This window comes from Pseudomonas sp. 86_A (genome assembly GCF_017491705.1).
Lineage (GTDB): Bacteria > Pseudomonadota > Gammaproteobacteria > Pseudomonadales > Pseudomonadaceae > Aquipseudomonas > Aquipseudomonas koreensis.
Genome location: NZ_JAFGYS010000014.1, coordinates 87,793 through 113,629, shown reverse-complemented (window position 1 = coordinate 113,629; position 25,837 = coordinate 87,793). Strand labels below are relative to the sequence as shown.

General features: G+C 61.0%; 19 protein-coding genes. 16 read left to right on the top strand and 3 right to left on the bottom strand.

Going from position 1 to position 25,837, the window contains the following annotated elements; translation table 11 throughout:
- Positions 1 to 59: 59 nt before the first annotated feature.
- The 3 genes from J5M57_RS21520 to aceE all read right to left on the bottom strand — a co-directional run bounded on the left by J5M57_RS21520 (position 60) and on the right by aceE (position 6,346).
- The gene (locus J5M57_RS21520; protein ID WP_207849151.1) at positions 60 to 1,457 is read right to left on the bottom strand and encodes an alkaline phosphatase D family protein; all 1,398 of its coding nucleotides are present in this window, start codon (positions 1,455 to 1,457) and stop codon (positions 60 to 62) included.
- A 273-nt stretch (positions 1,458 to 1,730) separates the two neighbouring features.
- Complete coding sequence (aceF, locus tag J5M57_RS21515) at positions 1,731 to 3,689, bottom strand: dihydrolipoyllysine-residue acetyltransferase (protein ID WP_207849150.1); 1,959 nt, start codon at positions 3,687 to 3,689, stop codon at positions 1,731 to 1,733.
- Positions 3,690 to 3,700: 11 nt separating this feature from the next.
- Entirely contained in the window at positions 3,701 to 6,346 is a 2,646-nt protein-coding gene (gene aceE / locus J5M57_RS21510) for a pyruvate dehydrogenase (acetyl-transferring), homodimeric type (protein WP_003220999.1), read from the bottom strand.
- A gap of 384 nt (positions 6,347 to 6,730) precedes the next feature.
- Here aceE and glnE point away from each other — a divergent pair, with 384 nt between their 5' ends.
- From glnE to J5M57_RS21430, 16 genes are all read left to right on the top strand, one after another.
- Entirely contained in the window at positions 6,731 to 9,670 is a 2,940-nt protein-coding gene (gene glnE, locus J5M57_RS21505; protein ID WP_207849149.1) for a bifunctional [glutamate--ammonia ligase]-adenylyl-L-tyrosine phosphorylase/[glutamate--ammonia-ligase] adenylyltransferase, read from the top strand.
- Positions 9,671 to 9,979: 309 nt separating this feature from the next.
- Positions 9,980 to 11,014 (top strand): lipopolysaccharide heptosyltransferase II, encoded by a 1,035-nt coding sequence (gene waaF / locus J5M57_RS21500; RefSeq protein ID WP_047290935.1) that lies wholly within the window; start codon positions 9,980 to 9,982, stop codon positions 11,012 to 11,014.
- Between the two features lies 1 nt (position 11,015).
- Positions 11,016 to 12,077 carry a lipopolysaccharide heptosyltransferase I gene (waaC, locus tag J5M57_RS21495; protein ID WP_207849148.1) on the top strand — a complete coding sequence of 354 codons (1,062 nt, stop codon included), beginning with the start codon at positions 11,016 to 11,018 and terminating at the stop codon, positions 12,075 to 12,077.
- Positions 12,077 to 13,198, top strand: coding sequence for a glycosyltransferase family 4 protein (locus tag J5M57_RS21490; protein ID WP_207849147.1), 1,122 nt, complete (start codon positions 12,077 to 12,079; stop codon positions 13,196 to 13,198). Before waaC ends, J5M57_RS21490 begins: the two co-directional genes overlap by 1 nt.
- Entirely contained in the window at positions 13,199 to 14,005 is an 807-nt protein-coding gene (gene rfaP, locus J5M57_RS21485) for a lipopolysaccharide core heptose(I) kinase RfaP (RefSeq protein ID WP_207849146.1), read from the top strand.
- Complete coding sequence (locus J5M57_RS21480) at positions 14,005 to 14,739, top strand: lipopolysaccharide kinase InaA family protein (protein WP_064585656.1); 735 nt, start codon at positions 14,005 to 14,007, stop codon at positions 14,737 to 14,739. Before rfaP ends, J5M57_RS21480 begins: the two co-directional genes overlap by 1 nt.
- Positions 14,736 to 15,488 (top strand): lipopolysaccharide kinase InaA family protein, encoded by a 753-nt coding sequence (locus J5M57_RS21475; RefSeq protein ID WP_207849145.1) that lies wholly within the window; start codon positions 14,736 to 14,738, stop codon positions 15,486 to 15,488. The genes J5M57_RS21480 and J5M57_RS21475 overlap by 4 nt, the downstream gene beginning before the upstream one ends.
- Positions 15,488 to 16,939 carry a lipopolysaccharide kinase InaA family protein gene (locus J5M57_RS21470; RefSeq protein WP_207849144.1) on the top strand — a complete coding sequence of 484 codons (1,452 nt, stop codon included), beginning with the start codon at positions 15,488 to 15,490 and terminating at the stop codon, positions 16,937 to 16,939. The genes J5M57_RS21475 and J5M57_RS21470 overlap by 1 nt, the downstream gene beginning before the upstream one ends.
- Before the next feature lie 212 nt (positions 16,940 to 17,151).
- Positions 17,152 to 17,487: a YceK/YidQ family lipoprotein gene (locus J5M57_RS21465; RefSeq protein ID WP_207849143.1), complete on the top strand. Its 336-nt coding sequence runs from the start codon at positions 17,152 to 17,154 to the stop codon at positions 17,485 to 17,487.
- A gap of 6 nt (positions 17,488 to 17,493) precedes the next feature.
- Complete coding sequence (locus tag J5M57_RS21460) at positions 17,494 to 18,348, top strand: DUF3800 domain-containing protein (RefSeq protein ID WP_166495991.1); 855 nt, start codon at positions 17,494 to 17,496, stop codon at positions 18,346 to 18,348.
- A 225-nt stretch (positions 18,349 to 18,573) separates the two neighbouring features.
- Entirely contained in the window at positions 18,574 to 20,331 is a 1,758-nt protein-coding gene (locus J5M57_RS21455; RefSeq protein WP_064585660.1) for a carbamoyltransferase, read from the top strand.
- Complete coding sequence (locus J5M57_RS21450; protein ID WP_064585661.1) at positions 20,315 to 21,445, top strand: glycosyltransferase; 1,131 nt, start codon at positions 20,315 to 20,317, stop codon at positions 21,443 to 21,445. Before J5M57_RS21455 ends, J5M57_RS21450 begins: the two co-directional genes overlap by 17 nt.
- Positions 21,445 to 22,341: an antimicrobial resistance protein Mig-14 gene (locus tag J5M57_RS21445; protein WP_207849142.1), complete on the top strand. Its 897-nt coding sequence runs from the start codon at positions 21,445 to 21,447 to the stop codon at positions 22,339 to 22,341. The genes J5M57_RS21450 and J5M57_RS21445 overlap by 1 nt, the downstream gene beginning before the upstream one ends.
- An 8-nt stretch (positions 22,342 to 22,349) precedes the next feature.
- On the top strand, positions 22,350 to 23,786 hold the full coding sequence (locus J5M57_RS21440; RefSeq protein ID WP_207849141.1) for a PIG-L family deacetylase: 1,437 nt from the start codon (positions 22,350 to 22,352) through the stop codon (positions 23,784 to 23,786).
- Positions 23,783 to 24,937 (top strand): glycosyltransferase family 4 protein, encoded by a 1,155-nt coding sequence (locus tag J5M57_RS21435; protein WP_207849140.1) that lies wholly within the window; start codon positions 23,783 to 23,785, stop codon positions 24,935 to 24,937. The genes J5M57_RS21440 and J5M57_RS21435 overlap by 4 nt, the downstream gene beginning before the upstream one ends.
- A gap of 14 nt (positions 24,938 to 24,951) precedes the next feature.
- Positions 24,952 to 25,836, top strand: a complete 885-nt coding sequence (locus tag J5M57_RS21430) for a glycosyltransferase (protein WP_207849204.1) — start codon at positions 24,952 to 24,954, stop codon at positions 25,834 to 25,836.
- Position 25,837: the final 1 nt, after the last annotated feature.

Genomic DNA, 25,837 nt, shown 5'->3' with positions numbered 1-25,837 from the left:
CTCTGACAGGCGATGCGCTGCCCTGTAGAACCCGCCGAAGCCTGCGATCTTTTCAGCATTCAACGCAGTTTCAGGCCAATCGATTGCAGCCGTTTGCCGTCGCGATCGTGGTAATTGATCGAAATCTGATCAGCTTCAACCACCACATGGGCGAAGTTGTCTTCGCTGACGACTGTGCTGGTCAGCTCATGCCGATAGTCGCCGGCTGCCGTGCGCACCAGCGGCTGATCGAGAATGAAGGTCGAGGCCTTGGCGTAGGGCAGCAGCTTGCTGTTGTGAAACGGCGAAGACACGATGGTGTGGACTTCGAAGTCCGGATCTTCGCTGTGGGTCAGGCGCGCGGTCAGTGAGCCGTGCACGTCGCCCGAGACAAACACGACATTCCTGATCCGATGGCTGCGGATGGTTTCCAGCAGGCGCAGGCGCTGCTCGGGAAAGGCTTTCCAGGCGTCGTCGCCGTGCAGTTTGCGGTCGGGGTAGAACATCACGCTGGTGACCACAAACTTGACCCGTGCCGGGCTGTTGATCAGCCACTGGATCAGCGCCTGTTCCTGCGCCTCGTCGAGTATGCGGCGATCATCGGCGGACAGGTTGCGCCGGGTGCGGCTGTCGGTCACGAACCATTCGATATCACCGTCGCTGAATTGATACCAGTAATGCTCGAGTTTTGCCCGGTTCACTTGGTTGTTAGTTGTCAGTTCATGCGCTGGGCTGTGGCTGACTTGATAGATTTCATAAGCCGCCATGGCATTGCGATATAACACGTGATCAGACTTTCCGGCATTGGCTGGCCAGTTGTCTTCGATTTCATGGTCATCAAGTATCATGTAAGTCGATGTGTTGGCCATTAGTCGCTGAATGTTCGGCTGAGAAAAAGCTGCGCGGTACTTGCTGAGGATTTCCTTATATTCACGGTCGGGTGCGATCAGATTAAGGTCGTCGACATAAATCTGATCGCCCGTCATCAGCGTGGCACTGATCGGCGGTTGCGCGCCTTCGATCAATTGGTTGATCGAAGCGAAGATCCGGTCACCGAGGTGTGGCAGCGAGGGGATGCCGGCGGTCATGCGTAAATAGCGGCAGGAGCCGACGATGTAGGCCCGTGGCTGCAGAGCTGCGCTGGATCGGGTGCGCAGGTGATAGATCTCCCGGGGCCACTGCAGCGGCAACTCGGCCACGCTGTCGACGGTGTGCACCGGATTCATCGGGCTGAACCAGCCAGTCTGGTATTCATACTCGGTGTCGCTGCTCAAGTTGTTAAGTGCAAACACAGCGGTCATGTCGCGCAATATCTCGAGTTCGACAAACGTGCCGCTCGACCATTGTTGTGTGCCTTGCGCGCGGTAACGAAGGGCGGCAAATACCGTTGTATTGTCTTGTCGGTCTGCGCGAATAAATATCCGCGCATGATGCGTTGTGGTGTGGCCGATGATTGGGCCGATAGTTGGCTTGAACATATTCGAATCCGTTCGATTAAGTTGGTGTTGATAAATAAACTGGAAGTTTTGCTATTAACTAGAGGCGCAAAGGTTAGTTGCCTGCCGGTAAAAAATATCGAGGCGAAGTGGACTGCGTTCGTAGCTCAAGTCAGCCGAACGTGTAGGAAGGGGCGCTGCTGTTGTCTCAGGCAAAAAAAAGCCCCGTCAAATTGACGGGGTTGAGGTACGAGCGTGTGGCGCTCGAAAACGTGAAACGCAATCGGCCCTCCCGTGGGGGAGGGCCGATCGGGGTTACAGCAGGATGGTGCGGATGTCGCCCAGCAGGCTGCCCAGACGCTGGGTGAAGCGTGCAGCAGCAGCGCCGTTGATCACACGGTGATCGTAGGACAGCGACAGTGGCAGCATCAGTTTCGGCTGGAAGGCTTTGCCGTCCCAGACTGGCTGGATGGTTGCCTTGGAAACACCGAGGATCGCCACTTCCGGCGCGTTGACGATCGGCGTGAAGCCGGTGCCGCCAATGTGCCCGAGGCTGGAAATGGTGAAGCAGGCGCCTTGCATCTCGTCCGAAGACAGCTTCTTGGTGCGGGCTTTTTCAGCCAGCGAAGCGGCTTCTGCAGCGAGTTGCAGCAGGCTCTTCTGATCGACGTTCTTGATGACCGGTACCAGCAGGCCATCCGGGGTGTCGACGGCGAAGCCGATGTTGACGTACTTCTTGCGAATGATCGCCTTGCCGCTTGGCGCCAGCGAACTGTTGAAGTCCGGCAGTTCCTTGAGCAGGTGCGCGCAGGTCTTGAGCAGCAGCGGCAGGATGGTCAGCTTGACGCCGGCCTTCTCTGCAACGGCTTTCTGCGCAACACGGAAGGCTTCCAGCTCGGTGATGTCCGCCGAGTCGAATTGCGTCACGTGTGGCACGTTCAGCCAGCTGCGGTGCAGGTTGGCAGCGCCGACCTGCATCAGGCGGGTCATCGGCACTTCTTCGATTTCGCCGAAGCGGCTGAAGTCCACGACCGGGATCGGCGGGATGCCCGCGCCACCGGTTGCGCCAGCAGCAGCGGCCGGTGCTTCCTTGGCCTTCTGCATCATCGCCTTGACGTAAACCTGCACGTCTTCCTTGAGGATGCGACCGTGCGGACCGCTGGCGCCAACAGCGCTCAGCTCGACGCCGAACTCACGGGCCAGTTGACGCACGGCCGGGCCGGCGTGAACTTTGGCACCAGGTTTGGCCGGAGCAGCAACCGGAGCGGCAGCAGCAGGTGCCGCGGCCGGAGCAGCAGCGGCTGGCGCTTGAGCGCTCGGTGCAGCAGCAGCAGCTGGAGCCGGGGCAGTAGCAGAGGCTGCGCCTTTGACTTTCAGCTTGAGGATCAGGTCGCCGGTACCGACTTCGTCGTCCAGCTTGATGGAAACGCTTTCCACCACGCCAGCGGCAGGCGATGGGATTTCCATGCTCGCCTTGTCGGATTCCAGGGTGATCAGCGACTGGTCGGCTTCAACGCTGTCGCCAGCCTTGACCAACACTTCGATGATCTTGGCCTTGCCGGCCGAACCGATGTCCGGAACGTGGATGTCCTGAACGCTGTCGGCAACTGGAGCGGCCGGGGCTGCTGCAGGCGCCGGCGCAGCGGCAGCGGCTGGCGCAGCAGCCTGAGCCGGAGCGGCCGCAGCAGGGGCCGCAGCACCCGCCACTTCCAGATCCAGGATCAGGTCGCCGGTGCCGACTTCGTCGTTGAGCTTGACGCTGATGGCCTTGACCACGCCTGCGGCAGGCGACGGGATTTCCATGCTCGCCTTGTCGGATTCCAGGGTGATCAGCGATTGATCAGCCTCGACGGTGTCGCCGACCTTGACCTGGATCTCGATGATCTGGGCCTTGCCCGACGAACCGATGTCCGGCACGTGCACTTGCTGCACCGAAGCGGCAGCAGGAGCAGCGGCTGGCGCGGCGGCAGCAGGAGCGGCAGCCGGTTTCTCTTCGGCTTTGGCCGGTGCAGCGGCAGGCGCAGGGGCCGCTTGCGCGGCGCCCTCGACTTCCAGCTCAAGCAGTTCGTCGCCTTCTTTCAGACGGTCGCCCAGCTTCACTTTCAGGCTTTTGATGACGCCGGCTTTCGGGGCCGGCACTTCCATGCTGGCCTTGTCCGATTCCAGGGTCAGGATGCTCTGGTCGGCTTCGATACGGTCGCCGACCTTCACAAACAGTTCAATTACTTCACCTTCACCGCTGCCGATGTCAGGTACGCGAATGAGTTCGCTCACAAAATGTCTCCTCAGCAGTCCAGTGGGTTGCGTTTTTCCGGGTCGATGCCGAACTTGACGATGGCCTCGGCCACGACTTTAGGTTCGATATCACCACGGTCAGCCAGTGCTTCCAGGGCTGCCAACACCACGAAATGACGGTCGACTTCGAAGAAATGACGCAGTTTCTTGCGGCTGTCGCTGCGGCCGAAACCGTCGGTGCCCAGGACTTTGAATTCCTTGGACGGTACCCACTGACGGATCTGCTCGGCGAACAGCTTCATGTAGTCGGTAGAGGCAATGACCGGACCTTTACGGCCGCTCAGGCACTCTTCAACGTAGCTCTGCTTAGGCTTCTGGCCAGGCTTGAGACGGTTGCTGCGCTCAACGGCCAGGCCGTCGCGACGCAGTTCGTTGAAGCTGGTGACGCTCCATACGTCAGCGCCGATGTTGAACTCTTCACGCAGGATCTTCGCCGCTTCACGGACTTCACGCAGGATGGTGCCGGAGCCCATCAGCTGAACGTGGTGCGCCGCATCGCGGGTGTCTTCTTCGAGCAGGTACATGCCTTTCTTGATGCCTTCTTCGGCACCGGCCGGCATGGCTGGCTGCTGGTACGACTCGTTCATCACAGTGATGTAGTAGAAAATGTCCTGTTGCTCTTCGGTCATCTTCTTCATGCCGTCCTGAATGATCACCGCCAGCTCGTAGCCGTAGGTTGGATCGTAGGTGCGGCAGTTCGGGATGGTCGCGGCCAGCAGGTGGCTGTGACCGTCTTCGTGCTGCAGGCCTTCACCGTTCAGGGTGGTACGGCCGGCGGTGCCGCCGATCAGGAAGCCACGGGTACGGCTGTCGCCAGCGGCCCAGGCCAGGTCACCGATACGCTGGAAGCCGAACATCGAGTAGAAGATGTAGAACGGCAGCATCGGCTGGTTGTGGCTGGAGTACGAAGTACCGGCGGCGATGAACGAGCTCATGGCGCCTGCTTCGTTGATGCCTTCTTCAAGGATCTGACCTTTCTGGTCTTCCTTGTAGAACATCACCTGGTCTTTATCGACTGGCTCGTAGAGCTGGCCGACGGAGGAGTAGATGCCCAGCTGACGGAACATGCCTTCCATACCGAAGGTACGGGCTTCGTCCGGGATGATCGGAACGATGCGCGGGCCGATTTCCTTGTCCTTGACCAGTTGCGCGAGGATCCGCACGAAGGCCATGGTGGTGGAGATTTCACGGTCGCCGGAACCATCGAGGATGGCTTTGAGGGTGTCCAGGTCCGGGGTCGGCACGCTGAAGCTCTGTGCGCGGCGCTGCGGTACGAAACCGCCCAGGGCTGCACGACGCTCGCTGAGGTAGCGGGCTTCGGCGCTGTTTGGCTCTGGCTTGAAGAACGGCAGGTTCTCCAGCTCTTCGTCCTTGACCGGAATGTCGAAACGATCGCGGAACAACTTCAGGCTGTCGACGTCGACTTTCTTGGTGTTGTGCGCAGTGTTTTTCGCTTCGCCGGCACCGGTGCCATAACCCTTGATGGTCTTGGCGAGGATGACGGTCGGTTGTTCTTTGTGGTTGACCGCTTCGTGGTACGCCGCATAGACCTTGTACGGGTCGTGGCCGCCACGGTTGAGTTTCCAGATCTCGTCGTCGGACAGATCGGCAACCATCGCCTTGAGTTCGGGCGTGTTGAAGAAGTGCTCGCGAACGAACGCGCCGTCTTTGGCTTTGTAGTTCTGGTACTCGCCGTCGATGACTTCGTCCATGCGACGTTGCAGGATGCCGTCGACGTCTTTGGCCAGCAGTGGGTCCCAGAAACGGCCCCAGATGACTTTGGTCACGTTCCACTGAGCACCGCGGAACACGCCTTCGAGTTCCTGGATGATCTTGCCGTTGCCGCGAACCGGGCCGTCGAGGCGCTGCAGGTTGCAGTTGATGACGAAGATCAGGTTGTCCAGCTTCTCGCGGCCGGCCAGGGAGATGGCGCCCAGGGATTCCGGCTCGTCGCACTCGCCGTCGCCCAGGAAGCACCAGACTTTCTGTTTGCCCGGCTGGATGAAACCGCGGTGTTCCAGGTACTTCATGAAACGTGCCTGGTAGATCGCCTGGATCGGACCCAGACCCATGGATACGGTCGGGAACTGCCAGAAGTCAGGCATCAGCCAAGGGTGCGGGTAGGACGACAGGCCCTGACCGTCGACTTCCTGGCGGAAGTTGTTCATCTGGTCTTCGGTGATGCGGCCTTCCATGAACGCACGGGCGTAAACGCCTGGCGAGGTGTGGCCCTGGAAGTAGATCAGGTCGCCGCCGTGTTCGTCGGTCGGGGCCTGGAAGAAGTAGTTGAAGCCGATGTCATACAGGGTCGCACTGGAGGCGAAGCTGGAGATGTGACCACCCAGGTCAGAATCTTTCAGGTTCGTACGCATTACCATGGCCATCGCGTTCCAGCGTACCAGCGAGCGAATGCGGCGTTCCATGAACAGGTCGCCAGGCATGCGTGCTTCGTGGGTAACGGGGATCGTGTTGCGGTAAGGCGTGGTGATGGCGTAAGGGAGCTGCGAGCCGCTGCGGGTCGCGAGTTCGCCCATACGGGTCATCAGATAGTGAGCACGGTCTTCGCCTTCTTTGTCGAGAACCGATTCCAGGGCGTCCAGCCATTCCTGGGTTTCGACGGGATCGAGGTCTTGCATGGCTTGCTCCAGGGCGGAAAGGCTTCCAGAATCGGTTGCCTGAGTTTGCGACTGGCCTTGTGGGCAGACGATTTAAAATTCTTGGATTGCCGACAGGTTGTTCCGGCGGCGTGTAGTTTTACTACAAATCTTTGAGCATTTCAGCCTTTCGGATGTATAGACGAGTAGTAAAACTACAGATGAAAGGCTTGTGGCCTCCGACTGCGTTGTGAGAATAATCGTTAAGGTTGGTCGATTACCATCCGTAAAAGGTGAAACTTTGATGCTGGATGCTAAAGAAGAAGAGATTTCAGCTATTTCTAACTTTTGTTCGACAGTCCTTCGCGTAGCGGGTTTTCATCAAACACTACAAGCGGCCATTTACACGCCGATCAAGGATAGACCATGACCCTGCCCGTGCTTGCCGATCTGCCCGCCATTCTCCTGCCGTTGGTCACTCGATCCGAGCAGTCGTTCCGTACGGCCGTCGCCTCACTGGAAGACGATCACGGCCTCGCCAACTGGACCCCGGAGCGCTGGGCACAGTTCGCCCGCGTCAGTGCCGCCAGCGATTTTGTCATTGAACAGAGCGTTCGTGACCCTTTGATGTTGCTGTCGCTGGTGCAGTCCGGCGAACTCGACCGACCGTTCGCGCCGGGTGAACTGTGCGCGCAGATTGCCGCCGCCGTAAACACCGCGCAAAGCGAAGACGAGCTCGGTCGTGTATTGCGTCGTCAGCGCGCTCGCCATCAAGTGCGGATCATCTGGCGTGACCTCAACCGCCAGGCCGATCTGGTACAGACTTGCCGCGATCTTTCCGACATGGCCGACGCCACCATCGACCAGGCCTATCAATGGCTGTACAGCCGCCATTGCCAGCAGTTCGGTACGCCAACCGGCCGGCGCAGCGGTTTGCCGCAGCAGATGGTCATCCTCGGCATGGGCAAACTCGGCGCGGTGGAGCTGAACCTGTCCTCGGACATCGACCTGATTTTCGCCTACCCCGAGGGCGGCGAAACCGTCGGGGTGAAACGCGCGCTGGATAATCAGGAATTTTTCATTCGGCTCGGCCAGCGTCTGATCAAGGCGTTGGACCCGATGACCGTCGACGGCTTCGTGTTTCGCGTCGACATGCGCCTGCGCCCGTACGGTTCGTCCGGCGCGCTGGTGCTGAGCTTCAATGCACTGGAGCAGTATTACCAGGATCAGGGCCGCGACTGGGAACGCTACGCGATGATCAAGGCGCGGGTGGTGGCCGGTGATCAAGCGGCTGGCGCGCAGTTGCTCGACATGCTGCGGCCGTTCGTTTACCGGCGTTATCTGGACTTCTCGGCGATCGAAGCGCTGCGCACCATGAAGCAGCTGATCCAGCAGGAAGTACGGCGCAAGGGTATGGCCGACAACATCAAACTCGGCTCGGGCGGCATTCGCGAAGTCGAGTTCATCGCCCAAGCCTTCCAGTTGATCCACGGCGGGCGCGATCTGAGCCTGCAACAGCGTCCTTTATTAAAGGTGTTGAGCACGCTGGAGGGGCAGGGTTATCTGCCGCCGGCGGTGATCAGCGAGCTGCGCGAAGGTTATGAATTCCTGCGTTACACCGAACATGCGATCCAGGCGATTGCCGACCGCCAGACCCAGATGTTGCCGGACGGCGCTCAGGATCAGGCGCGCATTGCGTTCATGCTCGGGTTCGCCGATTGGGAGGCGTTCCACGAAAAACTGATGTTCTGGCGGGGCCGGGTGGCCTGGCACTTTGCGCAGGTGATCGCCGACCCTGATGAAGAAGAGGGCGCCGACTGCGAAGTGGTGGTCGGCGGTGAGTGGCTGCCGCTGTGGGAAGAGGAACAGGACGAAGAGGCCGCGTGCCGGCAACTGGAAGAGGGCGGTTTCAAGGACGCGACCAAAGCGCTGAAGACGCTGGCCGGGTTGCGCGGCAGCCCGCAATTGCGCGCGATGCAGCGGCTGGGACGCGAACGTCTTGACGCGTTTATTCCACGGTTGCTGGCGCAAGCGGTGGAGCATGCCGATCCGGATCTGGTGCTGGAACGGGTGCTGCCGCTAGTCGAAGCCGTGGCCCGACGTTCGGCTTATTTAGTGCTGCTGACAGAAAACCCCGGCGCCCTGCGGCGCTTGCTGACGCTGTGCGCGGCGAGCCCGTGGATCGCCGAGCAGATCACCCGTTTCCCGTTGCTGCTCGATGAATTGCTCAACGAGGGTCGTCTGTTCAAGCCACCTTTGGCCCCGGAACTGGCCGCCGAACTGCGCGAGCGCCTGACGCGGATCCCCGAAGACGACCTCGAGCAGCAGATGGAAGCCTTGCGTCACTTCAAGCTTGCGCACCGTTTGCGCGTTGCCGCTTCGGAAATCGCCGGCAGCCTGCCGTTGATGAAAGTCAGCGATTACCTGACCTGGCTGGCCGAGGCGATTCTCGAGCAGGTGCTGGCCCTGGCCTGGCGCCAGACGGTCGCCAAATACGGCACGCCGCTGCGCACTGACGGCAGCCTGTGCGATCCCGGCTTCATCATTGTCGGTTATGGGAAAGTCGGCGGGCTGGAACTGGGGCATGGTTCGGACCTGGACCTGGTGTTCATCCATGACGGCGATCCGCAGGCGGAAACCGACGGGCCGAAGCCGATCGATGGTGCGCAGTTCTTCACCCGGCTGGGCCAGCGGATCATTCACCTGCTGACCGCGCAGACCAACTCCGGTCAGTTGTACGAAGTGGACATGCGCCTGCGGCCGTCCGGTGCGTCGGGGTTGCTGGTCAGTTCGCTCGGTGCGTTCGAGCGCTATCAGGAAAATGAAGCCTGGACCTGGGAACATCAGGCCCTGGTGCGGGCGCGGGTGCTGGTGGGCAGTCAGGATGTCGGCCAGGCGTTCGAGAAAGTTCGTGCGCAGGTCTTGGGCAAGGCGCGGGATCTGGCGAAGTTGCAACAGGAAGTCAGTGAGATGCGCGCCAAGATGCGCGACAACCTCGGCAGCAAGGGCACCGCGGCCGGTACGGCGGCAAATGCCTTCGAGGCCACGGCGCCGTTCGACCTCAAGCAGGACGCCGGAGGTATCGTCGATATTGAATTTATGGTGCAATACGCGGCCCTGGCGTGGTCGCACAGCCACCCGCCACTGCTGCGCTGGACCGATAACATCCGCATTCTGGAAGAGCTGGAACACGAAGGGCTGATGCCTGCCGAAGACGCCAGCCTGTTGCGTGAGGCCTATAAAGCCTACCGCTCCGCCGCTCACCGGCAGGCCTTGCAGAAGGACGCCGGGGTGATTCCGGGCGACCAGTTTGTCGAGGAGCGGCGGCAGGTATTGCGGATCTGGAAAGAGTTGGGGCTAAGCTGAGTCGCAGATGTGTGAGTGAATGCAAAACCCTGTAGGAGTGAGCCTGCTCGCGATAGCGGAGTATCAGACGACTTCAATGTTGAATGTAACGACCCCATCGCGAGCAGGCTCACTCCTACAATAGATCTGCAGTGAGTCGCAGATATGTGAACAGATGCAAAACCATGTAGGAGCGAGCCTGCTCGCGATAGCGGAGTGACAGTCGACAGAAATGTTGAAGGTAATGCCCCATCGCAAGCCGCCACATTCCCACTGTGATTCTCGAGGCGGGGAGGCGTAATGCCTCCCCGGTTCGTTTATGGAAACCACATGAATATTCTGATCGTTGGGCCCAGTTGGGTCGGTGACATGGTGATGGCGCAGACACTGTTTCAGTGTCTCAAGCAGCGCCACCCGCAATGCGAAATCGACGTGCTGGCCCCCGAGTGGAGCCGGCCGATCCTTGAGCGCATGCCTGAAGTGCGCAAGGCCTTGAGCTTTCCGCTCGGCCATGGCGCGCTGGAGCTGGCGACGCGCCGGCGGATCGGCAAATCCCTGGCCGGTCAGTACGATCAGGCGATCCTGCTGCCGAACTCGCTGAAGTCGGCGCTGGTGCCGTTTTTCGCCGGCATCAAGCAGCGCACCGGCTGGCGCGGCGAGTTCCGCTACGGCCTGCTCAATGACGTGCGCACGCTGGATAAAGAACGCTATCCGCTGATGATCGAGCGCTTCATGGCCCTGGCTTACGAGCCGAACGCCGAACTGCCGAAACCTTATCCGCGCCCGAGCCTGCAGATCGACCCGGTGACCCGCGAAGCGGCGCTGGCCAAGTTCGGCCTGACCCTCGACCGCCCGGTGTTGGCCCTGTGCCCCGGCGCCGAGTTCGGCGAGTCCAAGCGCTGGCCGTCCGAGCATTACGCCAAGGTCGCCGAGGCGCGGATTCGCGAAGGCTGGCAAGTGTGGCTGTTCGGCTCGAAAAACGATCACGCGGTGGGCGAAGATATCCGCGCGCGGCTGATTCCCGGCCTGCGTGAAGAGTCGGTCAACCTCAGTGGCGGCACCTCGCTGGCCGAAGCCATCGACCTGCTGTCCTGCGCTGATTCGGTGGTGTCCAACGACTCCGGCCTGATGCACGTGGCGGCGGCGCTCAACCGGCCGCTGGTGGCGGTCTATGGCTCGACTTCGCCGGGTTTCACCCCGCCGTTGGCCGAGCACGTCGAAATCGTTCGTCTGGGCCTCGATTGCAGTCCTTGCTTCGACCGCACCTGCCGTTTCGGCCATTACAACTGCCTGCGCCAGCTGATGCCGGACGCGGTCAACGATGCCTTGCAGAAACTGCAGGGCTCCGTGGTCGAGGTTCATTAAGTTGCGGGTATTGCTGATCAAGACTTCATCGCTGGGCGACGTGATTCATGCGTTGCCAGCGCTGACCGACGCGGCCCGAGCCATTCCCGGGATCAAGTTCGACTGGGTGGTGGAAGAAGGCTTCGCCGAGATCCCGACCTGGCACCCGGCCGTCGGCAAGGTGATTCCGGTGGCGATTCGTCGCTGGCGCAAGAATCTCTGGCAGACCCTCAAGAGCGGCGAGTGGAAGCGCTTCAAGCAAAGCGTGCGCGCCAGCAAATATGACTTGGTGATCGATGCCCAGGGCCTGCTGAAAAGTGCCTGGCTGACACGCTACGTCAAAGCCCCGGTGGCCGGCCTTGATAAAGGCTCGGCGCGTGAGCCGATCGCTGCACGTTTTTATGATCGCAAACTGGCCGTGGCTCGCGGGCAGCACGCGGTCGAGCGCGTACGGCAGTTGTTCGCCATCGCCCTCGGTTATGACTTGCCCAAAGGGCTGGGCGATTACGGCCTGAACGTCGAGCGTCTGGTGGAATTGCCGCGCAAGAGCGCGTTCGTGGTGTTCCTGCACGGCACCACGTGGGACACCAAGCACTGGCCGGAAGCCTACTGGCGCGAGCTGACCGAGCGGGTCGGCTATCTGGGCGTCGGGGTCAAACTGCCGTGGGGCAACCCGCTGGAGAAGGCCCGCGCTGAACGCATTGCCGCCGGTTTCAAACACGCCGAAGTGTTGCCGAAGCTCAATCTAGCCGGCGTCGGCAAAGTGCTGGCCGGTGCCCAGGCCTGTGTCGCGGTCGACACCGGCCTCGGCCATCTGGCGGCCGCGCTGGACGTGCCGACGATTTCGCTGTTCGGCCCGACCAACCCGGGTCTGACCGGCGCCTACGGCAAGGTGCAGATTCACATGGCCAGTGATTTCCCCTGCGCCCCTTGCCTGCAAAAGAAATGCACCTACCAACCGACTGCGCAGGATGCCCGTCAGTTTGACCTGAAACGCGAGCAGCCTCTGTGCTTCACGCGTGTGAATCCCGAGCGTGTCGCCAGCCGACTGAGCACGTTGTTAATGGCTGAGGAGCTGCGCTGATGCAATTGGCATTCGTCCTGTACAAATATTTCCCGTTCGGTGGCTTGCAGCGCGACTTCATGCGCATCGCCCTCGAGTGCCAGAAGCGCGGTCACCAGATTCGCGTCTACACGCTGATCTGGGAAGGCGACGTGCCGCCCGGTTTCGAAGTGCTGGTGGCGCCGGTCAAGGCGTTCTTCAACCATCGGCGCAACGAGAAACTCACTGCGTGGATGGAGGCTGACCTGGCCAAGCGTCCGGTGGACCGGCTGATCGGCTTCAACAAGATGCCGGGTCTGGACGTCTACTACGCCGCCGACGGCTGTTTCGAAGACAAGGCGCAGAACCTGCGTCATTCGCTGTACCGCCGCTGGGGTCGCTATCGCCACTTCGCCGAGTACGAGCGCGCGGTGTTCGGCAAAGACGCGAAAACCGAAGTGTTGATGATTTCCGAAGTGCAGCAGCCGCTGTTCATCAAGCACTACTACACCCCGCTTGAGCGCTTCCACCTGCTGCCGCCGGGCATCGCCCAGGACCGTCGGCGTCCGGCGGATGCCGATGAGATTCGCGCAGGTTTCCGCGCCGAATTCAATCTCAAGGATGACGAGCTGCTGCTGGTGCAGATCGGTTCCGGGTTCAAGACCAAGGGCGTCGACCGCAGCCTCAAGGCGCTGGCGGCATTGCCCGCCGAGCTGAAGAAACGCACCCGGCTGTTTGTAATTGGCCAGGATGACCCCAAATTGTTCCAGATGCAGAGTGCAACTTTGGGCCTGGGCGACAACGTGACGTTCCTCAAGGGCCGCAGCGATATCCCGCGTTTCCTGCTGGGCGCCGACCTGTTGATCCACCCGGCGTACAACGAAAACACTGGTACGGTGCTGCTCGAGGCGCTGGTGGCCGGTTTGCCGGTGCTGGTCAGCGCGGTCTGCGGTTACGCCCATTACATCGCCGAGGCGGACGCCGGGCGAGTGCTGGACGAGCCGTTCGATCAGGCGCAACTGACGCAATACCTGACTGACATGTTGAGCGACGCCTCTGCGCGCGCGGCCTGGAGCCGCAATGGTCTGGCTTTCGCCGAGACGGCTGACCTCTACAGCATGCCGCAGCACGCGGCCGATGTGATTCTGGCGGAGCACGCTTAAATGAAGTTGATGCTGGCTGAACCGTTCAAGAGCCTGTGGGCCGGACGTGACCCGTTCGCCGAAGTCGAAGGCTTGCAGGGCGAGGTCTACCGCGAGCTGGAAGCTCGACGGACGCTGCGCACGGAAGTCGAAGGCAACGGATTTTTCGTCAAGATCCACCGTGGCATTGGCTGGGGCGAGATCTTCAAGAACCTGCTGACCGCCAAGCTGCCGGTGCTCGGCGCGGGTCAGGAGTGGAAGGCGATCCAGCGTCTGCAGCAAGTCGGCGTACCGACCATGACCGCTGTCGCGTACGGCGAGAAGGGCAGCAACCCGGCCGATCAGCACTCGTTTATCGTCACCGAAGAACTGGCGCCGACCATCAGCCTCGAAGACTACAGCATCGACTGGGTCAAGCAGCCGCCGCAGCCAACGCTCAAGCGCGCGCTGATCGCTGAAGTGGCGCGCATGACTGGCATGATGCACCGCGCCGGGGTCAACCATCGCGACTGCTACATCTGCCACTTTCTGCTGCACACCGACAAGCCGATCACCCCGCAAGATTTCAAGCTGTCGGTGATCGACCTGCACCGCGCCCAGACCCGTGCCAAGATCACTCAACGCTGGCGCAACAAGGACCTGGCGGCGCTGTATTTCTCGGCGCTGGACATCGGCCTGACCCGTCGCGACAAGCTGCGTTTCCTCAAAGGCTATTTCCAGCAACCGCTACGGCAGATTCTGGCCGAAGAAGCGCCGCTGTTGAGCTGGCTCGAAGGCAAGGCCAACAAGCTCTACGCGCGTAAACAGCGTTACGGGGATGCGCTCTGATGGCGGGTTGGATTCTGGAGCCGCCATACCGCGATCTGGCCGAAGACTTCGGCAGCCTCGAAGCGGTGTTTGCCCTGCAAGGCGAGCGCCTGACCCGCGACCCGCTGTCGGAAGTCATCCGTGTGCAGCGCAACGGCGTCAATTACTACGTCAAACGCTACGTCGGCGCCGGTAAAGGCTTGCGCCGTTACCTCGGCAAGCCACGGGTGAAGATGGAGTGGCAGAACCTCAAGCGCTTCGCCAAGTGGGGCATCCCCACCGCTGAAGTGGTGGCCTGGGGGCTGGAGCGACGGGGCGCCGCCTATGCCCGTGGGGCGATGATCACCCGCGAACTGCCGCGCACCGAAGACCTCTCGGCGCTGGCCGAACGCAATGATCCGAAACTCAAGGATCGCCGCTGGGTCGATGGCGTCAGTCGGCAATTGGCGGTTTACACCCGGACCATGCACGATCACCGCTTTACCCATAACGACCTGAAGTGGCGCAACCTGCTGATCGACGATCAGGCGCAGGTGTATCTGATCGACTGCCCGAACGGCGATTTCTGGCGCGGCTTCTGGCTCAAGTACCGGATCACCAAGGACCTGGCCTGTCTCGACAAGGTGGCCAAATATCACCTGTCGAACACCCAGCGCCTGCGCTTCTACCTGCAATACCGCGGACGTGATCGGCTCAATGCCGCCGACAAGAAACGGATTCGTCACGTGGTGAGATTTTTCGAGGGACGCGAATGACTGATTTCCTGGCCGCTGAAGACCGGGCGCTGCTTGAGCGTCATGGCCTCGGCACTTTCGATGCGCTCTGGGCCAAACAGCTCGAAGCGGTGGACGAGCCGAACACCGATGGCGGTGGCTGGAGCAGCGTGTTTCGCCTGGAGCTGGAAGGCCAGGCGTACTACCTCAAGCGTCAGAGCAACTATCTGACCCGCACCCTGCACGCGCCGTTCGGCGAACCGAGTTTCGCCCGCGAGTTTCGCAACATCAGCCGTTACAACAAACTGGGGATCCCCGCGCTGCAAGCGGCGTTCTTCGGTGAGCGCAAGGTCAAGGGCGACGTCCAGGCGATCCTGCTGACCCGTGCCCTCGACGGTTGGGACGACCTCGATTCGCTGTTGCAGCGCTGGTCCGAGCTGAGCGCCGCGCAGCAGTCGGCGATTCTCCAGGCTTGCGGGCAACTGGCGCGCCAGCTGCACGGCGTGCGTCAGGTGCACGGCTGCTTTTATCCGAAACACATCTTTTTGCAGGCTGACGGCGAGCGTTATCGGGCGCAACTGATCGACCTGGAAAAGACCCGGCCATTGCTGTTCGGTCAGCGTGATCGAGTCAAGGATCTGGAACCGCTGCTGCGTCGCGCGCCGGAATGGAGCGAAGCGCAATTGCGCGAGTTGCTCGCGGCCTATCTCGATCAGCCAATCGGCAGCTCGCTGGTCGACAGTTGGGTTTCGCGACTGACTGTACGTCGCAGTCGCAAGGAGAGCCGTTGATGCGCTTGGCTGAACTGAAAAATGCCGGACGCACGCCGAGTCTGCCGCTGACGATTTCGCTCGCCGATGCGGCAGGCCCTGCGGATCTGCAATTGCTGAGCCTGCTGCGGGTGTTGCCCGGGCAGCGCTATGTCGGTGCCGGGGTCTGGCGCGGGCGGCCGGTGCTGGCCAAATTGCTGGTGGGCAGCAAGGCCGCACGGCATTTTCAGCGTGAGCTGGCGGGCGTCAAATTGCTTGCTGACCAGGGTCTGACCACACCGTTGCTGCTGGCCGATGGCTTGCAGGACGGCGAGGGCGGCTGGCTGCTGTTCGAATTTCTTGAAAACGCCGAAAGCCTTGGCGATGCCTGGCAACAGGTCGAGGCGTTGCCAGTGCTGGCGGACGAGCAGTCGGCGGTACTGGCCGAGGCACTGGGGGCCATCGGCCAGCTACATGGCAAGGGTCTGTGGCAGGAAGACCTGCACTTGGACAACCTGCTGCGCCATGGCGGTCAGTTGTACCTGATCGATGGTGCCGGGATTTGCGCCGAGACCGCCGGTCAGCCGTTGTCGCGACAGAAGGTGCTGGAAAACCTCGGGGTATTTTTTGCCCAGTTGCCCAAGTCGCTGGAGCCGTTCACCGAAGAATTGCTGGTCTATTACCTGCTGAGCAACAGCGAGCATGCATTGCCGCTGGAAGCGCTGCAGAAGCAGATCGCCAAGGTTCGCGCCTGGCGCCTGAAGGATTACCTGATCAAGGTCGGCCGCGAGTGCAGCTTGTTCAGTGTGCAACGTGGTGCGTTTGGCCTGCGGGCGATCCGTCGCGAGGAAGCAGCGGCGATGCTGCCGGTGCTGGAGCAGGCCGATGCGTTGCTCGATCGGGGCCATCTGTACAAGACCGGCGGCGCGGCGAGCGTTGGCAAGGTCGAGGTGGCCGGGCGCACGCTGGTGATCAAGCGCTACAACATCAAAGGTTTTGCGCACTGGTTCAAGCGTTTTTGGCGGCCAAGCCGTGCGTGGCACTCGTGGCGTGAAGGCAATCGCCTGGCATTCCTCGGCATCGCCACGCCAAAACCGCTGGCGGTGCTGGAAAAGCGCTTCCTCTGGCTACGCAGTCGCGCCTATCTGGTGACCGAGTTCCTGCCGGGGCCGGACATCATCGAGCGCTTCGCCCCGTACGTCGAAAGCGGCGCGGCGCCAGAGTCCGAACTGCTGGCGCTGGACCAACTGTTTGCACGGCTGATCGCCGAGCGCATCAGCCATGGAGATTTCAAGGGCCATAACCTGTTCTGGCAGGCGGATCGCTGGGCGCTGATCGACCTGGACTCGATGTGTCAGCACGCGTCTGTCAGCCGTTTCGCGCCGGCCTATGCGCGGGACCGGGCACGGTTCATGCGCAACTGGCCCGAGAGCAGCGCGTTGTATCAGGTGATCGATCAGCGGTTGCCCAAAGACATCTCCAGCGCGGCCTGAACCACCCTCGCGAGCAAGCTCAGTCCTGGATCGGATGCATTCCTCTGTAGGAGTGAGCCTGCTCGCGACGGGAATTTAAAGCCCCTCAAGTCCCCCGTTGAGCAATGACGGACAAGCACCACTGACTTGTCCTACAGCTTCTCCAGAAGCCATGAACTGTGCCCGCTCCAGCCCCGATGCTAGCTTGCCCTGACCACCTCGGAGGGCAAACCTTGACCATCAAAAACGCCATAACACTCGGCACCTGCGCATGGCTTTTATCCGGCTGCGGCACCACCGCCTCGGTGCTGCAAATGGACGCTGACGTCGCTCGCGACATGCGCAAACAGAAAACCTACTGCCAATCGATTCCGCGGATCTACAGTGGTCTGGCATTCGATTTCTGCGTATTGAATGCCCCGCCTGACCCGACGGGCGTGCTGTTGCCATTCGTGCTGCTGGATCTGCCGTTGTCCGGTGTACTGGATACGGTGGTTTTGCCGTACACGATTTATCAACAGGTCATGGATGGCAACATCAGCATCTATTGGCGAATGGGTCGCGGGTAGCTTGCTTTGCAGTTTTCTCTGTTTGAAAACCAGAGCGAGTCGCAGGCGATTGTCGAGGCGACAGCACTTTTGTATCCATCCGGGAAATACAGCGACTTCGTCATCTATGTTGATGAAAGCGGCGATCACGGGATGCAGAAGCTGGACCCCTATTACCCGATATTCGTGCTCGCTTTTTGCGTCTTTCACAAAAGGCATTACTGCGAAAAGGTCATTCCGGCCGTCCAGAAATTCAAGTTCAACCATATGGGGCACGATCTGATCGGGCTGCACGAGCTCGAGATTCGAAAGGAAAAAGGCGCATTCTCCAGCCTGTTCACTTCAAGAGCGCACAAGCACGCCTTTCTTGACGAGTTGACCGGCATTATCGAGGCCAGCAATTTCGTCCTGATCAGTTGCGTCATCGACAAGGCCTTGCTGCGTGAAAAACAGGCTGCTGCAGACAATCCCTATCACCTGGCTGTTGGTTTCTGTCTGGAAACGCTGCATGAGTTTTTGCAGGAAAAGCATCAACAGAAAGCGTTAACGCACGTGATTTTCGAGCGGCGAGGCAAGCGCGAAGATAACGAGCTTGAGCTGGAGTTCCGTAGGGTATGTGGTGGGGCAAACCGGCTGGGTATACAGATGCCGTTTGAAATTGTCTTCGCCACAAAACAGGTAAATTCCACTGGATTGCAGCTGGCTGATCTTGTTGCAAGACCCATCGGCATGAGCGTTTTGAGGGGCGGTCAGGATAATCGAGCTTTTGACGTGCTCAAGCGCAAGTTCTATTGCAGCGGAGGGCGGGACAGTGCCGGGGAAGGTTTCGAGAACTGGGGTTTGAAGGTTTTCCCGCCTTCAGAAAGCGAAAAGCCCCGGTGATCTCACCGAGGCATTAGCGCCGACCGGGATCCCCCAGTCCATTTGCACAGGAGTCTATGTTGAGAGGTTCGGGAGTGTCAACGCGAAGGCCCGCCAGTTCCGCTAGAGGCTTGTCGGCGCTTTTACGCTATAATCCCGCCCTTTAGCTGTCTCTCGCCCGGTGCGAGGGCACATCAATTTTCAAGGCGCATCGCGCCTGAATGCAGACTAAAGAGGCTAGACCCTGTGGCATTGACGATTCTTGGCCTGTCCGGCGCCCTTAGCCATGACCCTTCAGCCGCCTTGTACATCGACGGCAAGCTGGTGGCGGCGGCTGAAGAAGAGCGCTTCGTCCGCGATAAGCATGCAAAGAACCGCATGCCCTACGAATCGGCGAAGTTCTGCCTGGAACAGGCCGGTATCAAGCCATCCGACGTTGACGTGGTGGCGATTCCGTTCGCCCCGATCAGCATTTTCGGCAAGGCCCGCTGGCAGTACGCCAAGCGTTACTGGTACGCACCGGACCGCGCACTCGACGCGATCCTGATGGGCAACCGTCGTTACAAGCGCTATCGCAACAAGATCGTCTGGTGCCTGGAGCAACTGGGTTTTGATCCGAAGAAGATCAAGATCGAGCCGGTCGAACACCACTTGGCTCACGCCTCCAGCGCCTACCACTGCTCGGGTTTCAAAGAGAAAACCGCGATCCTCGGCATCGACGGCAAGGGCGAGTACGCCACGACCTTCTTCGGTTACGGCGAAAACGGCAAGATCCACAAGATCAAGGAATTCTTCGATCCGGACTCCCTCGGCGGCCTGTACGGCGCGATTACCGAGTTCCTCGGTTTCGACATGCTCGACGGTGAGTTCAAGGTCATGGGCATGGCGCCGTATGGCGACGCCAGCAAATACGATTTCTCGCGCCTGGCTTCGTTCGAAAACGGCGAGCTGGTGATCAACACCGACTACGCCAACGTCATCGGCCTGCGTCGCTACAAAGAGAAGGGCAAGGGTTACTACTTCTCGCCGAAGCTGATCGAGTGGCTGGGTCCGAAGCGCGAAGGCGACATCGCCGACGAGCCGTACATCCACTACGCCGCGAGCATTCAAGCGCTGTTCGAAAAAATTGCGCTGCAGATGATCGACTACTACCTGGGCGACGTGCTCAAGGAAACCGGCAAACTGGCCTACGCCGGTGGCTGTGCGTTGAACGTCAAGCTCAACCAGAAAATCATCGCCCGTGACGACGTCAAAGAGCTGTTCGTGCAGCCTGCCTCCGGCGACGCCGGCACTGCAGTCGGCGCAGCGGCCTATGTCTCCAACGCCCGTGGCGTGCCGGTCGAGAAGATGGAACACGTCTACCTCGGCCCGTCGTACAGCAACGAAGATGTGATCGCCGCGTGCGCCCGTCACGAGAACAAGCCGACCTGGCGCAAGCTGGACAACATGCCGGAGCAGATCGCCAAGATCATGGTCGATGGCAACCCGGTGGCCTGGTTCCAGGGGCGCATGGAGTTCGGTCCGCGTGCACTGGGTGGTCGTTCGATCATCGGTTGCCCGAGCGTGGCCGGTGTGGCTGACCGCATCAACCACCAGATCAAGTTCCGCGAGCGCTGGAGGCCTTTCTGCCCGTCGATGCTCGACACCGTGGCACCACAGATGATCAAGATCGATCACCCTGCGCCGTTCATGACCTTCACCTTCGAAGTGGCGGAGGAGTGGAAGACCCGCGTGCCGGAAGTCGTCCACGAAGACGGTACTTCCCGGGCCCAGGTGCTCAAGCGCGAATATAACCCGCGCTACTACGACATGATGAAGGCGCTGGAAAACCTCACCGGCAACGGCGTGTCGCTGAACACCTCGCTGAACCGTCGTGGTGAACCGATGATCTGCTCGCCGACCGACGCCCTGAACATGTTCTTCGGCTCCGATCTGCAGTACCTGATCATGGAAGACATTCTGGTGGTCAAAGAGGGTGCAAACGCTTATGACTCGCTCGGCTGAACGCCATGTGCTGCAGTTCTGTCACGGCTATGACGGGCCGTTCCTCGACTGCGCACGGCAGTACGCCAGCCTGTTCGCGGGCACCGGTTATCGGGTGACCACGGTCTTTCTGACCGGGGCTGCCGATAGCGAGGTGGCCGCCGCGTGTGCTTCCGATGAAGTGTTGTTCATGGAATACAGCTCCAAGGCCATTCGTGGCCTGAAGCTGGGCGCCATCGGCGATCTGCGCAAGATCGCCGCTTCACGCAATTTCAGTTTCTGCATCGCCCATCGCTTCAAGCCGATCTACATCGCCTTGCTCGGCACGTCGCTGCCGGTGATTGGCGTGCACCACGCGTTTGACGATTACAAACGCGGCACGCGCAAGCTGTTCGCGCACATTTTCCGCAAGCGTCTGAGCCTGCTCGGCGTGTCCGATGCGGTCCGCGACGACATGCGTCGTTGTCTGCCGAAATGGCCGTCGACCCGCATCCAGACCCTGTACAACCGCATCGACGTGCCGGCCTTGCAGGCCAGTCAGGTGTCGGCCCGCGAAGCCCGCGAGACGTTGGGACTGGCGGCGGATGCGTTCATTGTCGGCAACGTCGGACGGCTGCACCCGGACAAGGATCAGGCCACGTTGCTGCACGGCTTTGCCGCGGCGTTGCCCGGTCTGCCGGGCAACAGCCAACTGGTGATCCTCGGCAAGGGCCGTCTGGAACAGGACCTCAAGGAGCTGGCGCGCGAGTTGGGTATCGGTGACCGGGTGCTGTTTCTTGGTCAGGTGCCGGAGGCGCGTAATTACTTCCGTGCGTTCGATGTGTTTGCCCTGAGTTCCGATCACGAACCGTTCGGCATGGTGCTGCTGGAGGCCATGGCCGCCGGCGTACCGTTGCTCGCCACCGCGTGTGGCGGGGCCAAGGAAGTGGTCGAGGGCGTGGGCATCCTGTTCCCGCTGGGCGATGCCGAACACCTTGCACAAGGCCTGCAACATTTGGCCGGTATGGATGATCAGCAGCGCCGGCAGTGCGCCGAGCTGATGCTCGATCGCCTGCGTGAGCGTTTCTCCGACCGTGCGGTGCGCGACACCTTCTGGCGTCTGCCGCAAGTTACCGATCTGGCACCGAGGGGCTGATGCTCAACCGATTTCAAGGCTGGCGCGAACGTGGCTGGTCGCCCGTTGACGCCTCCACCTATGCCACCGCCTGGCAGCGTTTTGGCGGCAGCGTCGCGACCCATCCACTGGTGGTTGAACGTCTGGCCGCGCTGGCCGGCATCCCGGTCCGTTATCTGGCGTGGGAGCAGGGCGGCGAAGTCAAAGCGGCGATCCCGACCTGGGGCCGCGATCTGGCACTGTCCAAGGACGTGCTCAAGCGCAATGGCAAGAAAGGCCTGTTCGACCTCGGCAACGCCGAGCTGATCCTGCCGGCCGCCGTCGATGCCCAGGCACCGCTGCGACATCGTGCACGCTATCTGTCGGCGCTCAACGAAAACCGCTTCAGCGGCATCAAGTTGCAGACCGAACAACTGGCCATGGCCCGTACCCCGGAAGAGCTGTCGAAGAAGTTTCGCTACAACCAGCGCCGCGAGCTGCGCCTGCTGGAAGAGGCGGGCGGTGTGGTGCGGTCGGTGGGCGAGTTTTCCAGTACGGAGCTGGCCGCGATCTACTGTGATCTGTTCCAGCGCCGCTGGGGTTTCCCGGCTACCGGCGCGGCACGCATGGCCGAGGTGATCGAGCTGCTGCGGGAATTGCTGATCGGTTCGGTAATCTTCCTCAACGATGCGCCGATTGCGATTCAACTGGTGTACCGCGTTGAAGCGCCGGAGTGGATCAGCGTCGAGTACATCAACGGCGGCGTCGATCCCGAAACCCGCGAATTCAGCCCCGGCAGCGTGTTGAGTTTCCTCAATACGCAAAGCGCCTGGGAACACGCCCGGGCACTGAACAAGCCGCTGCGCTTCTCCTTCGGTCGCGCCGACCGTGAATACAAGGATCGCTGGTGCAATCCTGTGCCGGTGTTCACCGTATGAGTCAGCCCATGAGCCGTAAACAGCAACTGCTCAAGCGTCATCGTCGCAATAAACGCATCACCTTGCTGATCGCCCTGATCGTGTTGATAGCGCTCGGTGTGCTGGTGGCAGGGTGGTTGCCGCTGGTGCTCGCGGTGGTCGGCTGGGTCGCTCACGAAGCGTGGTTTGCCGATCATCTGTTCTATTCGCCGAAAGACGATTACCAGTACAGCTTTCCGCCGTTCACACCGCAGCCCAAGGTCCATCTGAACGGCGAGCAATTGCGCCTGGACGAGGGCGTGATGCTGGTGGACGAGGCCACGCTGATCCTCGCGGTGCGGGTCAAAAGCAGCTGGCTCGGACGCTTCTTCGACCCGCGTGTCGAATTGCTGGGCGGGACAAGTCCTGATGCGCAGACCTTCGAACGTGGCGTCAACGGCCTGCGTTACCTGAATCTCAGCGGCCAGGCGCAAGCCCTGTCGCAAGGCCGGTTGCGTCTGCGCGCAAGGTTCTGCCGGGTGACCGGTGAGCCGCTGCTGTGGGCGCTGGAACAACCGGACTACCGCCGTCAACGCGTGATGGTGATTGCCCCGCACGCCGACGATGCCGAGCTGGCCGCCTATGGCTTGTACAGCCAGGCCGATGAAGCCTGGATCGTCACCCTGACCGCTGGCGAGATCGAAGCCGAACACTATCAGCAGATGGGCCTGAACAAGGTCGAGGCGGCGCGGCTCAAGGGCCGTTTGCGGGCCTGGGACAGCCTCGCGGTGCCACGCTGGGCCGGCGTGCCGCAGGAACATTGCGTGCAGCTCGGGTATTTCTGCCTGCAACTGGCGGCGATGCAGGCTGCGCCGAATCAGGCAGTGGGTTCGCGGGAAGCAGACCTGAACGACACGCGACTGTTTCGCCAGTTGAATCCGTTCAGCTTGCCGGGCGATGCCGATGGCGCGCCAACCTGGAACAATCTGCTGGCCGATTTGCGTGAAGTGTTGCTGCGCGCCCGCCCGGAGGTGATCGTGCTGCCGCACCCGATCCTCGATCCGCACCCTGACCATATCTGCGCGCAGCAGGCCGTCCTGCAGGCCTTGCATGGCCTCGACTGGCAGCCGACGCTGCTCGGTTACGCCAACCATTTGCACGACAACGACCGCTGGCCGATGGGCAACACCGGGCAAGGCATCGCCCTGCCGCCGGCCTTTGACTCGACCGTGGCGATGCAGCCGCTGTGCCTGCCGCTGTCGATCGAACTGCAGCGGGACAAAGCCATGGCGCTGGGCATGATGCATGACCTGCAGCCACCGGCACCGTTCAAGCGTCGCCTGCGCCGAGTGATTCAGCGCCTGCTGGCCGGTCGGACACCCTCGGTGTACGGGGAAAACGAATTTTTTCGAAAAGCGGTCAGACGCCAGGAATTGTTCTGGTTATTGAAGCACGGTGAACCGGGCGATCAGCGGGGAGAGTCATGAGTCAACGGTCCAAGGTGTTGCAGCTGCAACCCGACTACAACGTCAAAGCCCATGATTTCGCCGACCTGGCCGAACAGATCGTCAAGGCGTTGCCCTCGGAGCGCTATGAGGTCACCGCCGCGTTCCTGCGTGGCAAGCCCGGCCCTGGCGAGCCGGTCAGCCGGGCCGACCGTTCGGTGTATTTCGAGTTTTCCGACAAGTCGCTCAAGGGCATGCGCCTGCGGGCGATGTGGCAGCTGTACAAGTTCTGTCGCCGGGAAAAGTTCGACGTGGTGATCTGCAACCGCTTCAAACCGGTGAACATGATGCTCACGCTCAATCGCTGGTTGAAAGTGCCGCTGTGCATCGGCATCTCCCACGGTTTCGGCGAATACGATCGCTTTTACCGGCGCCGCCAGACCCAGCGCCTGATTGATCGGCACTGGCGTTTCGTCGGCGTGTCGCCGGCGGTCAAACAGTACCTGCTGGACTGCGATTGCGGTTTCACCGAGCAGAACACCTACGCCATCACCAATGCCATCGACATCGAGCAGGCCGAAGGCTTGCAGCACAGCCGTGAAAAAGCCCGCGAGCTATTGGGCATCGACCCGCAGGTGCGTTTGATTGGCGCGCTGGGTCGACTGGTATCGGTCAAGGGCCACACCTATTTGCTGCAGGCGTTTGCTGCGCTGAAAGACAAATACCCGAACACGCAGTTGGCGATCATTGGTGCCGGACGCCTGCAAGCGCCGCTGGCGGCCGAGATCGAGCAGCTGGGCCTGAGCGGCCGGGCGCACCTGCTGGGCTTCAAGGAGAACGCGCTGCAATACGTGCGTGCGTTCGACATTTGGACCATGCCGTCGCTGGCTGAAGGCCTGGGCCTGGCGTTGCTCGAAGGCATGAGCGGGCATTTGCCGGTGATCGCCTCGAACGTGCCGGCGATGTTGCCGCTGATCGAAGGTGCCGGTGGCCTGGCAATCACACCGAAGGATGTGCCGAGTCTGGTCGCCGCGCTGGATAACTATCTGGCGTTGTCGGATGACGAGCTCAAGGCCAAGGGTGAACAGGCCTACCGCTATCTGCAGGAACAACACGACATCGAGGTGTTCCGTCAGGAATACCTGGACCTGATCGACTCTGGCCTGGAACAGGCTCGCAAGGAGCAGCCGTGAGCGAAGAACACGCCATGAGCGAAGCAAACGCCCTCGTCACCGTCATCATCGCCTCGTACAACCATGGCCCGTACATCGAGGAAAGCATCCTCAGCGTCCTCAACCAGAGCTACAAGAACATCGAGCTGCTGGTGGTCGATGACGGTTCGAAGGACGACAGCGTCGAGCGCATCAGCGCGCTGCAGGCGCAGTACGGGTTCGATTTTCGTGTGCAGCAGAATCAGGGCCTGACCAACACGCTCAACGGCGCCATCGCCCGTTCGAAGGGCAGCCTGATCGTGCCGTTCGGTTCCGACGACATCATGTACCCGGACCGTATCGCCACTCAGGTGGCGTACATGGATGGCAAGCCCGAGGTCGGCATCTGCGCCGGGAATATCGAGCTGATGCACGCCGATGGCAGCCTCTACCCGGAGAAGCGTCAGCGCCGCGACGTACCGTTCCGTCGCCTCGATTTCGATGACATGTTTCTTGAGCGCAAGCCCTACCCCCCGGCGCCGACCCTGATGATCCGTCGTGAGGCACTGGAAAAGGTGGGTGGGTTCGATCCGACGATTCGTCTTGAAGACCTGTATATCGAGCTGAAGGTGACCCGCGCCGGTTACTTCATCGATGGCCTGAGCGTGGTGATGGCGCGCTACCGCAAGCACGCCACCAACTCGTACAAGAACCACCGCTTCATGATCGAGAACATCCTGCGCACCTATGCGCTGTTCAGCGATCATCCGCTGTACGACGAGGTGCGCTTCAAGGCGCTGAACTCGATGTTCCTCAAGACCGCCAACCGCAATCGCAAGCTGGCGCGCGAGCTGCTGGCGCAGATTCCGTTCAAGGCCTGGAACAAGAAGACCTGGCGCGGCTTGGGGCGTTTGCTCTTTTCCCCGCTGGAAAAGGACTGAG